Genomic DNA, 16,575 nt, shown 5'->3' with positions numbered 1-16,575 from the left:
AAATTAAAAGGAATCATATGGCAATAGTAGTTACTATCACTTCAGGCAAGGGGGGCGTGGGTAAAAGCACCACGACGGCTAATTTAGCGATCGGCTTGGCTGAGAGTGGTAAAAAAGTCGTAGCGGTTGATTTTGACATAGGCCTTAGGAACTTGGATATGATCTTAGGCTTAGAAAATCGCATTGTTTATGATGTGGTGGATGTGATGGAAAAAAATTGCAACCTTTCGCAGGCTTTGATCACGGATAAAAAGACTAAAAACCTTTCTTTTTTAGCGGCCTCACAAAGTAAGGATAAAAATATTTTAGATAAGGAAAAAGTAGCGATTTTAATCAACGCTTTAAGGGCGGATTTTGACTATATTTTGATTGACTCACCGGCTGGGATTGAAAGCGGTTTTGAGCATGCGATTTTGCATGCGGACATGGCGTTAGTGGTGGTAACGCCGGAAGTGAGTTCCTTAAGGGATAGCGACAGAGTGATTGGCATTATTGACGCGAAGTCTAATCGGGCTAAAAGGGGCGAAGAAGTGCATAAGCATTTGATAATCAATCGCTTAAAACCTGAGTTAGTGGCAAATGGTGAGATGATTTCTATAGAAGAAGTGCTTAAAATTTTATGCTTGCCTTTAATTGGGATCATTCCTGAAGATCACCATATTATTTCAGCGACCAATAAGGGCGAGCCGGTGATTCGCACGGATTGCGAGAGCGCGAAGGCTTACCAACGCATCACCAGAAGGATTTTAGGCGAAGAAGTGGAATATGTGGAATTTAAGGCTAAAAGAGGCTTTTTTGGGGCGTTAAAAGGGATATTTTCATGAGTTTGTTTGATTTTTTTAAAAACAAAGGGAGCGCGGCCACCGCAACCGATAGATTAAAATTGATTCTAGCCAAAGAGCGCACCTTAAATTTACCCTACATGGAAGAAATGCGTAAAGAAATCATTGCCGTTATTCAAAAATACACTAAATCTTCAGACATCCATTTCAAAACCCTTGACAGCAACCAGAGCGTGGAAACGATTGAAGTAGAGATCATACTGCCCAAATAGTTTAAAATGAAAAGCCATTTCCAATACAGCGTGCTAGAGAATATCCCTAAAGCCTTTGACATTCTCAAAGACCCCCCTAAAAAACTCTATTGTGTGGGCGATACCAAGCTTTTAGAAGCGCCTTTAAAAGTGGCTATCATCGGCACAAGAAGACCCACCCCTTACAGCAAGCAACACACGATCACTCTAGCCAGAGAGCTTGCTAAAAATGGCGCGGTTATTGTGAGCGGGGGAGCGTTGGGCGTGGATATTATCGCTCAAGAAAACGCCTTGCCAAAAACGATCATGCTTTCGCCTTGCAGTTTGGATTTGATCTATCCTGCGAACAACCATAAAGTGATCCAAGAAATCGCGCAAAACGGCTTGATTTTAAGCGAATATGAAAAGGATTTCATGCCTATTAAAGGCTCTTTTTTAGCCAGAAACCGCCTGGTGATCGCTTTAAGCGATGTAGTGATTATCCCCCAAGCGGATTTAAAAAGCGGCTCTATGAGTAGCGCGAGATTAGCCCAAAAATACCAAAAACCCTTGTTTGTTTTACCCCAACGCCTGAATGAGAGCGATGGCACTAATGAGCTTTTAGAAAAAGGGCAGGCTCAAGGGATATTTAATATTCAAAATTTTATAAACACCCTTTTAAAAGATTATCATTTAAAAGAAATGCCTGAAATGGAAGATGAATTTTTAGAATATTGCGCCAAAAACCCTAGCTATGAAGAAGCGTATCTCAAATTTGGGGATAAACTTTTAGAATACGAGCTGTTGGGTAAGATCAAGCGCATCAATCATCTCGTGGTGTTAGCATGATTTTAGCATGCGATGTGGGGCTAAAACGCATTGGAATCGCTATGCTTTTAAACGGCGTTATCTTGCCTTTAGAAGCGATTTTACGCCACAACAGAAATCAGGCCTCTAGGGATTTGAGCGATTTATTGAGAAAAAAAGACATTCAGGTGCTAGTGGTGGGCAAGCCCAATGAAAGCTATGCGGACACCCACGCCCGCATTGAGCATTTTATCAAGCTTGTAGATTTTAAGGGCGAAATCGTTTTTATTAATGAAGATAATTCTAGCATAGAAGCTTATGAAAATTTAGAGCATTTGGGTAGGAAAAACAAGCGGCTCGCTATCAAAGACGGCCGGTTAGACTCTTTGAGTGCTTGCAGGATCTTAGAGCGCTATTGCCAACAGGTTTTAAAAAATCATTAGATCTGATTGTAATTTGATTATAATAAAGTCTAAATTTTTTAATAAAGAGAGAAGCGTCATGCTAGAAAGTTTCAAAAAAGCGATTTGCAGGGTTTTGTGCTTGTGTTGTGTGTTTATTGGGGGGGGGGGTTAATGGCAGAGCTAAACCCTGAAGAGCTTTTTGATCAGGGCAAAGAGATTCTTGATTTTGCCGTGAGTGGTGGGGGTGGCGCATTTAGAGGAGATAGTCTTGAGGCTAAGAAATATTATATTCAAGCTAAGGAATACTTTGAAAAAGCTTGTAATTTAAACTATGCTAAGGGGTGTGTTAGTCTAGGGGGTCTATATGATGGTGAAAATCTGGTAATAGGAGAAGATCCTAGGTTAAAAGAGCGTTTGAAAAAAGCCATTCAATACTACTCTAAAGCGTGTGATTTAAAAGATGGTGAAGGGTGTTTTAATTTAGGGTATATATATGAACTAAATGGGTATGGAGTAGTAAAAAAGGATTTGAAAAAAGCCGCTCAATACTACTCTAAAGCGTGTGAATTAGATTATTATGGAGGGTGTGTAATATTTTTAGCAAGAGAAGATGGAAAACTAGCGAACAAACAAGAAGTTTTCTCTAAAGCTTGTGAATTAAATAGTGGTAGTGGGTGTTTTTTGTTAGGGGGATTATATCATGATAGGGAAGACTTAAAAAAAGCCATTCAATACTACTCTAAAGCTTGTGGATTAAATGATCAACATGGGTGTTTAATACTAGGAGCTATGCAATATATTGGCAAGGGTGTAGTCAAAAATGAAAAACAAGCGATGGAAAAATTTGAAAAAGCTTGCAAACTAGGAAAGCAAGAAGCATGCGAGATGGTTACTTATAAAGGGCTTTGCGAATTAGGACATAAAGAAGCATGCGAGATATTTAGCCTTGAAGTGCTTTGCGAATCATCAGATCAAAAGGCATGCGGTATGTCCTATGACAAGAAAAAAGCCTTAAGTTTTTAAGGGGGTTAAGGTATCGCCAAAATGCCCCTTATTCTTTTAAGAAAATATTTTTACTAGAGAGTTTTAATCTTTTTTTGGTATCCTTTTAGGGGTCATTAGTCTTAAAAACTCTTTAAAAACGGATAACCATGAAAATTATGCATCAAGTTAGGGATTTTTTAGATTTTTGCAAGCAAACGATCCACAAAAATTCTAGTGAAGCGTTTCAAAAAACCAAACGAGTGCTTTTTAAAGAAAAATCTCAAAAAATCAGGGAGCAAGCGGTTAAAATCGTAGAAAAACGCTTGATAAAAGAGAGCATGCAACTGAGCGATTTTAATGAAGAAGAATTAAAAATCATGTTTGAAGCTGAAGAAAAAAGGTTGTTAGAGCAAATCCACGCTAAAGAATTGAAAGAAAAACAAGAAAAAACCACCAAGCATTTTAAAGAAGTTTGGGAAAAGGGCGAGAATGAGCAAGAAAAATAGCGTAATTTCTGGTTTGATGAATTTTTTTAGCGAAAAGAATGAACGCTGGCTGTTAGCCCACAGGCACACGAGAGGGTTTGTGATCGTGGCGTGGCTTTTTAGGTTTAAAAGCATTGCGTTTTCTATTTTCATCACTTTGTTGGTTATTTTAGTGGATATTTGGGTTTATAGCGATGTGCGCCAGTTTTTATTGGACACTTCTAGCTCTTTTATTTGGCTTTTAATCGCTTTACTAATCAAGTGGGGCGTGATTGTCATAAGCACTCGTAAATGCTACCAATTCAGCCAAAAAATGTTTGCGTTAATCCAAAGAAAAAGGCAAATCAGAGAGAATTTAAAAAACCGCTCCACTCGCAAAGACACTAAAAATTTTGAAAAACTCTCCAATATCGCTGAAGAAATCATTTCAAAAAAACAAGAAGAGTCCCGCCATAAAGAAGATTCTAATAGCGAAAACCATAAAGACAAGCTTTCTAGTATTACCGAAGAAATGATTCTTAAAAAACAAGAGGAATTGAAAACTAGAAAGGATAAGGGGGATTAAAAAAGGCGTATAGAAAACCTTAATCAAAAAAACCCCCCAAAAAGAAAATAGTCAATAAAATAATCAATAAAATAATCAGGGGGTAATCAATAAAAAAGGGGGTCAATCTTTTAAAAAGGGCATGAAGCGTTCGGGCATGGGGGAAGCGATTTGATAGATCGCCCCTTTAAATTCAAATTCTAAACTAGCGGCATGGAGCATGAGGGTTGGGGCGTTATTTTCACGCTTCAATTGAAGGTATTCTCTGGCGTTTTCATCTGCCACCCCATAAAGCCCCTCGCCCACGATCCTGTGATCCACGCTGCTTAAATGCAAGCGGATCTGGTGCGTGCGCCCGGTGAGTGGGGTTATTTTAAGCAAGCTTATATCCAAAAAAGGGTTGTAGCTTAAAGGCTCAACAAGGGTAATTGAAGGCTTGCCTAAAGGAGAAATTTGAGATCGAATGCGCAAATCTTTTTGAATGTTTTGTGGCGTTAGAATGGGTTTGTCTATGATGATACTTTTATCCACCAACCCATGCGCTAGCGCTAAATAAGTTTTTTTCACTTTTTTTTGCATGAAAAGCGCTTTTAAATCTTTGGTGCTTTGTAAGGTTTTACCCGCTAAAACTAACCCGCTCGTTTCATAGTCCAATCTGTGGGCTGGGTGGGCGTTTTTACCCAAATGCGATTGGATACAATCTAATAAGCTTTCATGGTAAAAATAGCCTTTAGGGTGGGTATAGACTTGAGCGGGTTTGTCAAACACGCCAAAATCCTTAGTCTCAAAAACAAGCTTTTCTTGTTTTTCATTAGGCTTGAAATAAATCAAACGAACGACCCCTTGAATGATTTGAGATTTACGCACGGCTTGTTGGTTTTGTTTTAAGCGTTGCTTGTCAAGGTGCCGTTGGGCTTCTTTTAGAGAGCATTTTAAAACATCGCGCACAAAAAACAAGGCTTTTGTGGGTTTTAAAATTTCAAATTCTTCTTCAACAAAAGGCACTACAACAAACTTTTAACAAACATTTTAGGCTCATTAGAATACTCGTCTAATTCCACGCTAAAAAGCACGCTCACCTTTTCGCCCGCTTTCAAAAACCGCTCAGCGTTAAAATAAATAGCCTCTTTGACGCATTCTTTATCCTTAAAACGCAAAACCTGGTGGCTTTCTTTAATGATTTTTTCTTCTATGACTTCTAAATTTTTTGCTTGGAATAGGGGTTCAGGGTTTTCTTGCCCATAAGGTTCGCCCATCTCTATAATCTCTAAAAGCTCTCTGTCAATGTCTTTTAATTTGAGCGTTAAAGGGGGTTCTTCTTCACAAAAAGGCAAGACTTTAAAATCAAAATTTTCTAAAGTTTCAAAGAGCGAGACGATATTGTTTTTTCCAACGCTCAACCCGCACGCTTGCCTATGCCCTCCATAGCCGAGTAATAAAGAAGAAACACCATTCAAAGCGTCAATCAAGTCAATATTTGGAGAGCTGCGTCCGCTCCCTTTATACACCCCTTCTTTAAAGGTGAAAACCAGGCTTGGCTTTTGAGTGGCTTCCACTAATTTTGAAGCCACGATCCCAAGCACGCCTTCATGCCAATTATCCTTAAAAGCGACGATGATTTTTTCTCCAACCATCGCATGCTTAAAGGCTTCTTCAAAAACCTGCTGTTGGATCATTTTGCGCTTCATATTGCATGTTTTCAAGCGTTCATACAAAGAATAACCATCTTGAAAATTATTCGTGCTTAAAAAATCTAAAGCCATTTTAGCGTCTTGCATGCGACCTGCGGAGTTGATTAAAGGAGCGATATTAAAAGAAATATCGCTCGCTTTTAAAGAGCGTTTTCTAAAAACTTCTCTTTGGCGTAAAAACCCCATCGCCCCTAAGGATTCTTTTTGCAAAAAATACAAGGCTTTAGAAACTAAAAAGCGGTTAAAAAAAGTCAAAGGCATCATATCAGCGATAGTTGCCACGCCCGCTAAACACAACAATTCACTAGAATGGCTTTTTTCTTTTCCTAAAAGCTGGTGGATTCCATAGCACAAATAAAACGCCACCAACGCCCCGCACACTTCCTTTTGGATAAAATCACAATCCGGTCGCTTGGGGTTGATCACCGCATAGGCGTCTGGGATTTTATCATGGTGTAAGCAATGGTGATCGGTGATGATTAGGGTGTAATTTTTTTCCTTGCAAAATTGAGCGGCCTCAAAGGCGTTGATCCCGTTATCCACCGTGATGATTAAGGGGGCGTGGTGTTTTTCTAAAAATTTTTTAGAAATCCCATAGCCATCCATGAAGCGATTAGGGATTGCAATACGAACATGCTTGTAATCTAAACTTTTAAAGAATTTTGCCATGATAGCAGAGCTAATCACGCCATCAGCGTCATAATCGCCCACCACTAAAATTTCTGTGTTTGCACGCATGGCTTCTATGATTTTGAGCGCGGCTTTTTTCAAGTCTTTAAATAAAAAGGGGCTAGGAAACCCTTTTTCATTATAGGCGATAGAAGCCAATCGCTCTTTGATTTGAGCTTTAAGCTTTTGTTTCATTCTTTTAGATTAGGATTTATGAAGAGCGCTCTTAATGAAATCCAAAATGATAGGGTTAGGGCTTTGCAACCTGGAAGTAAATTCCGGATGGAATTGCACCCCCACAAAGAACGGGTGATCTTCTAATTCAATCGCTTCAATCAAATGATTCGCCCCAAAGCCCACCACTTTCAAGCCCTTATTTTCCCACTCTTGGCGGTATTTGGGGTTGATTTCATAACGATGGCGGTGCCTTTCTTTAATATTAGGCTTTTTATAAGCTTTTTCTAGCAAGCTATTAGGCATGATTTCGCATTCGTATTCGCCTAATCGCATGGTGCCACCCAATGGCGAATTATAGGTGCGCACCTGTTTTTGGTGGTTTTGATCCATAAAATCTTCAATCAAATACACCACAGGGTATTCGCAGCGTTGGTTAAACTCCGTAGAGTTAGCCCCTTTCAAGCCTAAAACATTCCTGCAAAATTCAACGATCGCTAATTGCATGCCCAAACAAATCCCTAAAAAGGGGAGTTTTTCTAACCTAGCCCTTTGAATGGCGCAAATTTTGCCCTCAATCCCCCTTTCTCCAAAGCCCCCAGGCACTAAAACCGCATCAACGCCCTCTAAATCCGTCTTTTCGTTAAAATTCTCGCTATCTAGCCATTCAATATTGACTTGCGTGTCCAAATGCGCGCCCGCATGGATTAAGGCTTCAATCAAGGATTTATAAGATTCTTTTAAGCTTAAATACTTGCCCACAAAACCAATTTTGACTTTGTGTTTAGGAGCGATAATCTTTTCTACTAAAGTGTTCCAAGCCGCCATTTTGGGGTGTAATTTATTCAAATTAAAGCGTCTGGCAATGGGGGTTAAAATGCCTTCTTGCAAGAAAAGAATGGGGCATGCGTAAATGCTTTTAGTGTCTGTAGCCACAATCACGCTGTCTTGCTCCACATCGCAACTCAAAGCGATTTTATTTTTCAATTCTTTATCCAAAGGCTTAGGCGATCGCGCCAAAATGATTTGAGGGGTTACGCCAAGGCGCCGTAATTCTTGGACGGAGTGTTGCGTGGGTTTGGTTTTTAATTCGTTAGTGGTTTGGATATAGGGGATCAAGGTTACATGCACATTGATGACTTTTTCATTCCCTAATTCCAATTTAAGCTGGCGGATCGCTTCCAAATAAAACATGCCCTCCATATCGCCCACGGTTCCGCCCACTTCCACGATTAAAAAATCCAACCCCTTAGCCGCGCTTTTAATGCGCCTTTTGATTTCATCGGTTACATGGGGGACGATTTGAATGGTTTTGCCTAAATATTCCCCTTTCCTTTCATTTTCTATCACGCTTGAAAAAATCTGCCCGGTAGTGAAATTATTCAATCTCGTTAAATTCCTGTTCAAAAAGCGTTCATAATGCCCGATGTCTAAATCCGTTTCAGCGCCATCGCTAGTTACAAACACTTCCCCATGCTCTAAAGGGCTCATGGTGCCTGGATCAATATTAATATAAGGATCGATCTTCAAAATGGAAACCTGGTAATTGCAATGCTGTAAAAGCGTAGCGATTGAAGAAGATGAAATCCCTTTCCCTAGAGAGCTTAACACGCCCCCTGTAACGAATATAAATTTGGCTCTATCCATAAGTTATTGCGTTCCTTTGATTTTTACTTCTTAAAATTGTAGTCTAAAAAGGGTTAAAAAGCTTTAAAAGAGGGCAAAAATTAAAGCGATTTCAAAAAAAAAAAAAAACAATTTCAGTTTCTTATTAGTTAGGTTTGATTAAAATAAAAAGCTTTTATGCGTTTAAACTTCATTGTCTTAAAACTTTTAAGAGCAATTTTAAAATTCGTTGGCGTGTAATATCCGTTTTGAATGAACTGACTAAAAGGGTTTTAAATAATGGCTGAAAATTCTTTCAAAAATGTTTCCACACAACCCAAACCATTTTTCTTACTGCAAGTTAAAACCCTTTTTCTTTTAGGGGGCGTTTTTAGCGCGTTTTTTATCCTTATTTTTGGCTTGGTTTTTTTTGATTACGCTAATCCAATGGACCATGCGATTTTTAGCTTGATGCGTTTAAATTCTTCTAACCCTATCTTAGATCAAACGCTCCGACGCGTTGTTTTTTTAGGCTCTTCTCAATTCGTGTTGCCTTTGAGTTTGTTAGTGGGGGTGTTTTTAAGCCTGTATCGCAGAAATTTAGCGCTTGGGGTGTGGTTTGTGCTAAGCGTGGTTATATTTGAAACCCTTTTAAAATCTTTAAAGCACCTTTTTTTGCATTCTTTTCAATGGCTTTCGCACAGCGCTAATTTCCCTAGCGCTATTGCGTTCTCTTTGACGCTATTTTACGGGTTGCTTATCTTATGGATACCCCATTTCATCGCGCATCAAATATTTCAAAACATCCTCTCTTATAGTTTGCTTGGTTTGATTCTTTTAATAGGCTTAGTGCTCATTGTTTTAGGGGTTTCTTTTAGCAGTGTTTTAGGAGGGTTTTGTTTAGGGGTGTTAGGGGCTTGTTTTTCCATAGGGATTTATTTGAGCGTGTTCCAAAAGATCTAAGCGAACGGCTTAAAAGAATGAGAATTTTATCAAGGTTTTAAGATTGGATTTAAAGGTATTATTGCAACGGATTGTTGATTTTTTCATCAAGCTCAATAAAAAGCAAAAAATCGCCCTGATCGCAGCGGGGGTTTTAATCACCGCTTTACTCGTGTTTTTATTGCTCTATCCCTTTAAAGAAAAAGACTACGCGCAAGGGGGTTATGGGGTTTTATTTGAAAGATTGGATTCTAGCGATAACGCCTTAATCTTACAACACCTCCAGCAAAACCAAATCCCTTATAAAATCTTAAAAGACGACACCATTCTCATCCCTAAAGATAAAGTGTATGAAGAAAGGATCACTCTAGCTTCTCAAGGGATCCCTAAAACGAGCAAAGTGGGCTTTGAAATCTTTGACACTAAAGACTTTGGGGCGACTGATTTTGATCAGAATATCAAACTCATTCGCGCCATTGAGGGCGAATTGTCGCGCACGATTGAAAGTTTAAACCCCATTCTTAAAGCCAATGTGCATATTGCAATCCCTAAAGACAGCGTGTTTGTGGCTAAAGAAGTCCCCCCTAGCGCTTCAGTGATGCTCAAGCTTAAGCCTGACATGAAGCTTTCACCCACTCAAATTTTAGGGATTAAAAATTTAATCGCTGCAGCTGTGCCTAAACTCACGATAGAAAATGTGAAAATCGTGAATGAAAACGGCGAATCAATAGGCGAAGGCGATATATTAGAAAACTCCAAAGAATTAGCCCTAGAGCAATTGCATTACAAACAAAATTTTGAAAACATTTTAGAAAATAAGATTGTCAATATCTTAGCCCCTATTGTGGGGGGTAAAAACAAGGTGGTCGCAAGGGTCAATGCGGAGTTTGATTTCAGCCAAAAGAAAAGCACCAAAGAGACTTTTGATCCCAATAATGTCGTAAGGAGCGAGCAAAATTTAGAAGAAAAAAAAGAAGGCGCTTCTAAAAAACAAGTCGGCGGTGTGCCGGGGGTTGTGAGCAATATCGGGCCTGTGCAAGGATTGAAGGACAATAAAGAGCCAGAAAAATACGAAAAGTCTCAAAACACGACCAATTATGAAGTGGGTAAAACCATTAGCGAGATCAAGGGCGAGTTTGGCACTTTAGTGCGTTTGAATGCGGCGGTTGTGGTGGATGGCAAGTATAAAATCGCGCTCAAAGATGGGGCAAACGCTTTAGAATACGAGCCTTTGAGCGATGAATCGCTTAAAAAAATCAACGCTTTAGTCAAACAAGCCATTGGTTATAATCAAAATAGAGGCGATGATGTGGCGGTGAGTAATTTTGAGTTTAACCCTATGGCGCCCATGATTGATAACGCTACTTTGAGCGAAAAAATCATGCACAAAACTCAAAAAATCTTAGGCTCATTCACGCCTTTAATCAAGTATATTTTAGTGTTTATAGTGCTATTTATTTTCTATAAAAAAGTGATTGTGCCTTTCAGCGAACGCATGCTGGAAGTGGTGCCTGATGAAGATAAGGAAGTGAAATCCATGTTTGAAGAAATGGATGAAGAAGAAGATGAATTGAACAAACTCGGCGATTTGAGGAAAAAAGTAGAAGATCAATTAGGGCTTAATGCAACCTTTAGCGAAGAAGAAGTAAGATACGAAATCATTTTAGAAAAGATTAGAGGGACCCTTAAAGAGCGTCCTGACGAAATCGCCACGCTCTTTAAGCTCTTAATCAAAGATGAAATTTCTTCAGATAGCGCGAAAGGTTAAAAGATAAAAGGTTAAAAATGGCAACCAAGCTCACCCCCAAACAAAAGGCTCAATTAGACGAACTCTCCATGAGTGAAAAAATCGCCATTTTACTCATTCAAGTGGGCGAAGACACCACGGGCGAGATTTTAAGGCATTTAGACATTGACTCCATTACAGAGATTTCTAAGCAAATCGTGCAATTAAACGGCACAGACAAGCAAATCGGCGCGGCGGTTTTAGAGGAATTTTTTGCGATTTTCCAGTCTAACCAATACATCAATACCGGTGGTTTAGAATACGCTAGAGAGCTTTTAACCAGGACTTTAGGGAGCGAAGAAGCTAAAAAAGTGATGGACAAACTCACTAAAAGCTTGCAAACGCAAAAAAACTTCGCTTATTTAGGCAAAATCAAGCCCCAACAACTCGCTGATTTCATCATTAACGAACACCCTCAAACCATTGCCTTGATTTTAGCCCACATGGAAGCCCCTAATGCGGCTGAGACTTTGAGCTATTTTCCTGATGAAATGAAAGCCGAGATTTCTATTAGAATGGCGAATTTAGGCGAAATATCGCCCCAAGTGGTTAAAAGGGTTTCCACGGTGTTGGAAAACAAACTAGAATCGCTCACTAGCTATAAAATTGAAGTGGGTGGCTTGAGAGCGGTGGCTGAAATCTTTAACCGCTTAGGCCAAAAGAGCGCTAAAACCACGCTCGCTCGCATTGAAAGCGTGGATAACAAACTCGCCGGTGCGATTAAAGAGATGATGTTCACTTTTGAAGACATTGTGAAATTGGATAATTTTGCTATCCGAGAGATCTTAAAAGTAGCGGATAAAAAAGATTTGTCTTTAGCCTTAAAAACTTCCACCCAAGATTTAACCGATAAATTCTTAAACAACATGAGCAGTAGGGCTGCAGAGCAATTTGTAGAAGAAATGCAATATTTAGGGGCGGTTAAAATCAAAGATGTGGATGTGGCCCAAAGGAAAATCATTGAAATCGTGCAGAGCTTGCAAGAAAAAGGCGTGATCCAAACCGGTGAAGAGGAAGATGTCATTGAATAGCCGTAAAAACTTGATCCAAAAAGATCATTTGAATAAGCATGACATTCAAAAATACGAATTTAAGAGCATGGCAAACTTACCCCCTAAAACTAATCCTAATGGCGCGTCTTTAGAAACGCCTAACCTGGAAGAGCCTTTGGAAAAAAAAGCGATAGAAAACGATTTGATTGATTGCTTATTAAAAAAAACCGATGAGCTTTCAAGCCATTTGGTGAAATTGCAAATGCAATTTGAAAAAGCCCAAGAAGAGAGCAAAGCTTTGATTGAAAACGCTAAAAACGATGGCTATAAGATCGGCTTTAAAGAGGGCGAAGAAAAAATGCGTAACGAACTCACTCACAGCGTGAATGAAGAAAAAAACCAGCTTTTGCATGCGATCACGGCTTTAGATGAAAAAATGAAAAAATCACAAGATCATTTAATGGCTTTAGAAAAGGAATTGAGCGCGATTGCGATAGATATAGCTAAAGAAGTGATCCTTAAAGAAGTGGAAGACAACAGCCAAAAAGTAGCCCTTGCTTTGGCTGAAGAGCTTTTAAAAAACGTTTTAGACGCAACGGATATTCATTTAAAGGTCAATCCCTTGGATTACCCTTATTTAAACGAGCGTTTGCAAAACGCTTCCAAAATCAAATTGGAGAGCAATGAGGCTATTTCTAAAGGAGGCGTTATGATCACTAGCTCTAACGGGAGTCTTGATGGGAATTTGATGGAGCGCTTTAAAACGCTCAAAGAAAGCGTGTTGGAAAATTTTAAGGTGTGATTTTGCAAAATAAAACTTTTGATTTAAACCCTAATGATATTGCAGGCTTGGAGTTGGTGTGTCAAACGCTACGGAGTCGTATTTTAGAAGTGGTGAGCGCTAATGGAGGGCATTTAAGCTCTTCTTTAGGGGCTGTGGAGCTGATTGTGGGCATGCATGCCTTATTTGATTGCCAAAAAAACCCTTTTATTTTTGACACTTCGCACCAGGCTTACGCTCACAAGCTCTTAACCGGGCGCTTTGAAAGCTTTAGCACTCTAAGGCAATTCAAGGGTTTGAGCGGCTTTACTAAACCCAGCGAGAGCGCATACGATTATTTTATCGCCGGGCATAGTTCCACTTCGGTGTCTATAGGCGTGGGGGTGGCTAAAGCTTTTTGTTTGAAACAAGCGTTAGGCATGCCTATTGCTTTACTAGGCGATGGGAGTATTAGCGCAGGGATTTTTTATGAAGCCTTAAACGAACTGGGCGATAGGAAATACCCCATGATCATGATTTTGAACGATAATGAAATGAGTATCAGCACGCCTATTGGAGCTTTATCCAAAGCCCTTAGCCAGCTGATGAAAGGCCCGTTTTACCAGTCTTTCCGCTCTAAAGTTAAAAAAATCTTAAGCACCTTACCTGAAAGCGTGAATTACTTAGCGAGCCGTTTTGAAGAATCTTTTAAACTCATCACCCCGGGCGTGTTTTTTGAAGAATTGGGCATTAACTATATAGGTCCTATTAACGGGCATGATTTGAGCGCGATTATTGAAACCTTGAAATTAGCCAAAGAGCTTAAAGAACCGGTGCTAATCCATGCACAAACCTTAAAAGGCAAAGGCTATAAAATCGCTGAAGGGCACTATGAAAAATGGCATGGGGTGGGGCCTTTTGATTTGGATACCGGTTTGTCTAAAAAATCCAAAAGCGCGATTTTATCGCCCACTGAAGCGTATTCTAACACCCTTTTAGAATTGGCCAAGAAAGATGAAAAAATCGTAGGCGTAACCGCTGCGATGCCTAGCGGCACAGGATTAGACAAACTCATTGACGCTTACCCTTTGCGCTTTTTTGATGTCGCTATCGCTGAACAACACGCTTTAACTTCTAGCAGCGCTATGGCTAAAGAGGGGTTTAAACCTTTTGTGAGTATCTATTCTACTTTTTTGCAAAGGGCTTATGATTCCATTGTGCATGACGCTTGCATTTCTAGCCTACCGATTAAATTGGCCATTGATAGGGCTGGGATTGTGGGCGAAGATGGCGAGACGCACCAAGGACTTTTAGACGTGTCGTATTTGCGCTCTATCCCTAACATGGTCATTTTTGCCCCACGAGACAATGAGACTTTAAAAAACGCCGTGCGTTTTGCTAATGAGCATGATTCAAGCCCTTGCGCGTTCCGCTACCCTAGGGGGTCGTTTGCACTAAAAGAGGGGGTTTTTGAGCCTAGCGGTTTTGTTTTAGGCCAAAGCGAATTGTTGAAAAAAGAGGGCGAAATTTTACTCATTGGCTATGGTAATGGCGTGGGGAGAGCGCATTTAGTCCAACTGGCTTTAAAAGAAAAAAACATAGAATGCGCACTCTTGGATTTGAGATTCCTTAAACCTTTAGATCAAAATTTAAGCGCGATTATTGCCCCTTATCAAAAGCTCTATGTTTTTAGCGATAATTACAAGCTTGGGGGGGTGGCTAGCGCGATTTTAGAATTTTTGAGCGAACAAAATATTTTAAAGCCTGTTAAAAGCTTTGAAATCATGGATGAATTTATCATGCATGGGAACACCGCTTTAGTGGAAAAATCCTTAGGCTTAGACACAGAGAGTTTGACTGACGCTATTTTAAAAGATTTAGGACAAGAGAGATGAAAGAAAAGACGCCTACGCCAATGAAGAATATCCGCAATTTTTCCATTATCGCCCACATTGACCATGGTAAAAGCACTTTAGCGGATTGTTTGATTTTTGAATGCAACGCTATCAGTAACAGAGAGATGACGAGCCAAGTGATGGACACGATGGATATTGAAAAAGAAAGGGGCATTACGATTAAGGCTCAAAGCGTGCGCCTAAATTACACTTTTAAGGGGGAGGATTACGTTTTAAACCTCATTGACACCCCAGGGCATGTGGATTTTAGCTATGAAGTGTCTCGCTCTTTGTGTTCGTGTGAAGGGGCGTTATTGGTGGTGGATGCCACTCAAGGCGTGGAAGCGCAAACCATTGCAAACACTTACATCGCTTTAGATAACAATTTAGAGATTTTACCGGTGATTAATAAAATTGATTTGCCTAATGCGAATGTTCTAGAAGTCAAACAGGATATAGAAGACACGATAGGGATTGATTGCTCTAGCGCTAATGAAGTGAGCGCTAAAGCTAAGCTAGGCATTAAAGATTTGTTAGAAAAAATCATTACCACCATTCCTGCCCCTAGCGGTGATCCTAACGCTCCCTTAAAAGCGCTCATTTATGATTCATGGTTTGACAATTATTTAGGGGCGTTAGCACTAGTGCGTATCATGAATGGGAGCATTAATACCGAGCAAGAAATTTTAGTGATGGGGACGGGTAAAAAACACGGCGTTTTAGGGCTATATTATCCTAACCCTTTGAAAAAAATCCCTACCAAAAGTTTAGAATGTGGCGAGATTGGCATTGTGAGTTTGGGGCTAAAAAGCGTTACGGATATTGCGGTGGGTGATACGCTCACAGACGCTAAAAACCCTACCCCTAAACCCATTGAAGGCTTTATGCCGGCTAAACCCTTTGTTTTTGCGGGGCTTTACCCTATAGAAACGGACCGGTTTGAAGATTTAAGAGAAGCGTTATTGAAACTCCAGCTTAACGATTGCGCTTTGAATTTTGAGCCTGAAAGCTCGGTGGCACTTGGCTTTGGCTTTAGGGTGGGCTTTTTAGGGTTATTGCACATGGAAGTGATCAAAGAAAGACTGGAAAGGGAATTTGGCCTTAACCTCATCGCTACCGCTCCCACGGTGGTGTATGAAGTGCATTTGACGGATAATAGCATCAAATACGTCCAAAACCCTAGCGAATTGCCCCCTGAAAACCATATCGCTTGCATCAAAGAACCTTTTGTTAGGGCGACGATCATCACGCCGAGTGAATTTTTGGGTAATTTAATGCAGTTATTGAACAATAAAAGAGGCATTCAAGAAAAAATGGAATATTTAAACCAGTTTCGTGTCATGCTTACTTATTCCTTGCCGAGCAATGAAATTGTGATGGATTTTTATGACAAGCTCAAATCTTGCACGAAAGGGTATGCGAGCTTTGATTATGAGCCTATAGAAAACAGAGAGGCTCATTTGGTGAAGTTAGATGTGAGGGTGGCAGGCGATGTGGTGGATGCGCTTTCTATCATTATAGATAAAAACAAGGCGTATGAAAAGGGGCGCGCTTTAGTGGAAACGATGAAAGAGCTTATCCCAAGACAGCTTTTTGAAGTCGCTATCCAAGCGAGCGTGGGGAATAAAATCATCGCCAGGGAGACGATTAAATCTGTCGGTAAGAATGTAACGGCTAAGTGCTATGGGGGCGATATTACACGAAAAAGAAAACTCTTAGAAAAGCAAAAAGAGGGCAAGAAACGCATGAAAGCTATCGGTAAGGTGGAGCTTCCCCAAGAAGCGTTTTTAGCGATATTAAAGATTGATTAGGGCGTTTAGCTTCT

The 16,575-nt window shown here is 40.0% G+C and carries 16 protein-coding genes; 13 read left to right on the top strand and 3 right to left on the bottom strand.

Going from position 1 to position 16,575, the window contains the following annotated elements:
• Positions 1-17 precede the first annotated feature (17 nt).
• From minD to EXS92_RS00730, 7 genes are all read left to right on the top strand, one after another.
• Complete coding sequence (gene minD, locus EXS92_RS00760; protein WP_015643959.1) at positions 18-824, top strand: septum site-determining protein MinD; 807 nt, start codon at positions 18-20, stop codon at positions 822-824.
• Positions 821-1,054 (top strand): cell division topological specificity factor MinE, encoded by a 234-nt coding sequence (gene minE, locus EXS92_RS00755; protein WP_000051414.1) that lies wholly within the window; start codon positions 821-823, stop codon positions 1,052-1,054. The genes minD and minE overlap by 4 nt, the downstream gene beginning before the upstream one ends.
• A gap of 6 nt (positions 1,055-1,060) precedes the next feature.
• Positions 1,061-1,861 carry a DNA-processing protein DprA gene (dprA, locus tag EXS92_RS00750; RefSeq protein WP_165515207.1) on the top strand — a complete coding sequence of 267 codons (801 nt, stop codon included), beginning with the start codon at positions 1,061-1,063 and terminating at the stop codon, positions 1,859-1,861.
• On the top strand, positions 1,858-2,262 hold the full coding sequence (gene ruvX / locus EXS92_RS00745) for a Holliday junction resolvase RuvX (protein ID WP_165515205.1): 405 nt from the start codon (positions 1,858-1,860) through the stop codon (positions 2,260-2,262). The genes dprA and ruvX overlap by 4 nt, the downstream gene beginning before the upstream one ends.
• A 132-nt stretch (positions 2,263-2,394) precedes the next feature.
• Entirely contained in the window at positions 2,395-3,246 is an 852-nt protein-coding gene (locus tag EXS92_RS00740; protein ID WP_165515203.1) for a tetratricopeptide repeat protein, read from the top strand.
• Positions 3,247-3,374: 128 nt separating this feature from the next.
• Positions 3,375-3,713: a hypothetical protein gene (locus tag EXS92_RS00735; protein ID WP_165515202.1), complete on the top strand. Its 339-nt coding sequence runs from the start codon at positions 3,375-3,377 to the stop codon at positions 3,711-3,713.
• Positions 3,697-4,257, top strand: coding sequence for a hypothetical protein (locus tag EXS92_RS00730; RefSeq protein ID WP_165515200.1), 561 nt, complete (start codon positions 3,697-3,699; stop codon positions 4,255-4,257). The genes EXS92_RS00735 and EXS92_RS00730 overlap by 17 nt, the downstream gene beginning before the upstream one ends.
• A gap of 102 nt (positions 4,258-4,359) precedes the next feature.
• Here EXS92_RS00730 and EXS92_RS00725 read toward each other — a convergent pair whose 3' ends face one another.
• From EXS92_RS00725 to pyrG, 3 genes are read right to left on the bottom strand one after another with little or no spacing between them, the layout of a single operon-like run.
• On the bottom strand, positions 4,360-5,241 hold the full coding sequence (locus EXS92_RS00725) for a pseudouridine synthase (protein WP_165515198.1): 882 nt from the start codon (positions 5,239-5,241) through the stop codon (positions 4,360-4,362).
• A complete protein-coding gene (gene recJ / locus EXS92_RS00720; RefSeq protein ID WP_165515195.1) occupies positions 5,241-6,791 on the bottom strand; it encodes a single-stranded-DNA-specific exonuclease RecJ in 1,551 nt (516 codons plus the stop codon). The genes EXS92_RS00725 and recJ overlap by 1 nt, the downstream gene beginning before the upstream one ends.
• A gap of 9 nt (positions 6,792-6,800) precedes the next feature.
• Complete coding sequence (gene pyrG, locus EXS92_RS00715; protein WP_165515193.1) at positions 6,801-8,417, bottom strand: glutamine hydrolyzing CTP synthase; 1,617 nt, start codon at positions 8,415-8,417, stop codon at positions 6,801-6,803.
• A gap of 258 nt (positions 8,418-8,675) precedes the next feature.
• Between pyrG and EXS92_RS00710 the strand changes: the two genes are divergently transcribed.
• Genes EXS92_RS00710 through lepA form a run of 6 tightly spaced genes read left to right on the top strand, consistent with a single transcriptional unit; the run spans position 8,676 to position 16,561 of the window.
• A complete protein-coding gene (locus EXS92_RS00710) occupies positions 8,676-9,338 on the top strand; it encodes a phosphatase PAP2 family protein (RefSeq protein ID WP_165515191.1) in 663 nt (220 codons plus the stop codon).
• Positions 9,339-9,381: 43 nt separating this feature from the next.
• Entirely contained in the window at positions 9,382-11,085 is a 1,704-nt protein-coding gene (gene fliF, locus EXS92_RS00705; protein WP_165515189.1) for a flagellar basal-body MS-ring/collar protein FliF, read from the top strand.
• A gap of 17 nt (positions 11,086-11,102) precedes the next feature.
• Positions 11,103-12,134 carry a flagellar motor switch protein FliG gene (gene fliG / locus EXS92_RS00700; protein ID WP_000201854.1) on the top strand — a complete coding sequence of 344 codons (1,032 nt, stop codon included), beginning with the start codon at positions 11,103-11,105 and terminating at the stop codon, positions 12,132-12,134.
• Positions 12,121-12,897: a flagellar assembly protein FliH gene (gene fliH / locus EXS92_RS00695; protein ID WP_000056242.1), complete on the top strand. Its 777-nt coding sequence runs from the start codon at positions 12,121-12,123 to the stop codon at positions 12,895-12,897. Before fliG ends, fliH begins: the two co-directional genes overlap by 14 nt.
• A gap of 2 nt (positions 12,898-12,899) precedes the next feature.
• Complete coding sequence (dxs, locus tag EXS92_RS00690; RefSeq protein WP_165515187.1) at positions 12,900-14,750, top strand: 1-deoxy-D-xylulose-5-phosphate synthase; 1,851 nt, start codon at positions 12,900-12,902, stop codon at positions 14,748-14,750.
• A gap of 20 nt (positions 14,751-14,770) precedes the next feature.
• On the top strand, positions 14,771-16,561 hold the full coding sequence (lepA, locus tag EXS92_RS00685) for a translation elongation factor 4 (protein WP_165515532.1): 1,791 nt from the start codon (positions 14,771-14,773) through the stop codon (positions 16,559-16,561).
• Positions 16,562-16,575: the final 14 nt, after the last annotated feature.

Origin of the sequence: Helicobacter pylori (assembly GCF_011175115.1) — a bacterium.
GTDB classification, from domain to species: Bacteria; Campylobacterota; Campylobacteria; order Campylobacterales; family Helicobacteraceae; genus Helicobacter; species Helicobacter pylori_DF.
This window is presented reverse-complemented; position numbering and strand designations above follow the sequence as displayed.

Bases quoted from the DNA above. Each gene is read 5' to 3' on its own strand.
- minD (WP_015643959.1), top strand. From the start codon at position 18: ATGGCAATAGTAGTTACTATCACTTCAGGCAAGGGGGGCGTGGGTAAA.
- minE (WP_000051414.1), top strand. From the start codon at position 821: ATGAGTTTGTTTGATTTTTTTAAAAACAAAGGGAGCGCGGCCACCGCA.
- dprA (WP_165515207.1), top strand. From the start codon at position 1,061: ATGAAAAGCCATTTCCAATACAGCGTGCTAGAGAATATCCCTAAAGCC.
- ruvX (WP_165515205.1), top strand. From the start codon at position 1,858: ATGATTTTAGCATGCGATGTGGGGCTAAAACGCATTGGAATCGCTATG.
- EXS92_RS00740 (WP_165515203.1), top strand. From the start codon at position 2,395: ATGGCAGAGCTAAACCCTGAAGAGCTTTTTGATCAGGGCAAAGAGATT.
- EXS92_RS00735 (WP_165515202.1), top strand. From the start codon at position 3,375: ATGAAAATTATGCATCAAGTTAGGGATTTTTTAGATTTTTGCAAGCAA.
- EXS92_RS00730 (WP_165515200.1), top strand. From the start codon at position 3,697: ATGAGCAAGAAAAATAGCGTAATTTCTGGTTTGATGAATTTTTTTAGC.
- recJ (WP_165515195.1), bottom strand. From the start codon at position 6,791: ATGAAACAAAAGCTTAAAGCTCAAATCAAAGAGCGATTGGCTTCTATC.
- pyrG (WP_165515193.1), bottom strand. From the start codon at position 8,417: ATGGATAGAGCCAAATTTATATTCGTTACAGGGGGCGTGTTAAGCTCT.
- EXS92_RS00710 (WP_165515191.1), top strand. From the start codon at position 8,676: ATGGCTGAAAATTCTTTCAAAAATGTTTCCACACAACCCAAACCATTT.
- fliG (WP_000201854.1), top strand. From the start codon at position 11,103: ATGGCAACCAAGCTCACCCCCAAACAAAAGGCTCAATTAGACGAACTC.
- fliH (WP_000056242.1), top strand. From the start codon at position 12,121: ATGTCATTGAATAGCCGTAAAAACTTGATCCAAAAAGATCATTTGAAT.
- lepA (WP_165515532.1), top strand. From the start codon at position 14,771: ATGAAGAATATCCGCAATTTTTCCATTATCGCCCACATTGACCATGGT.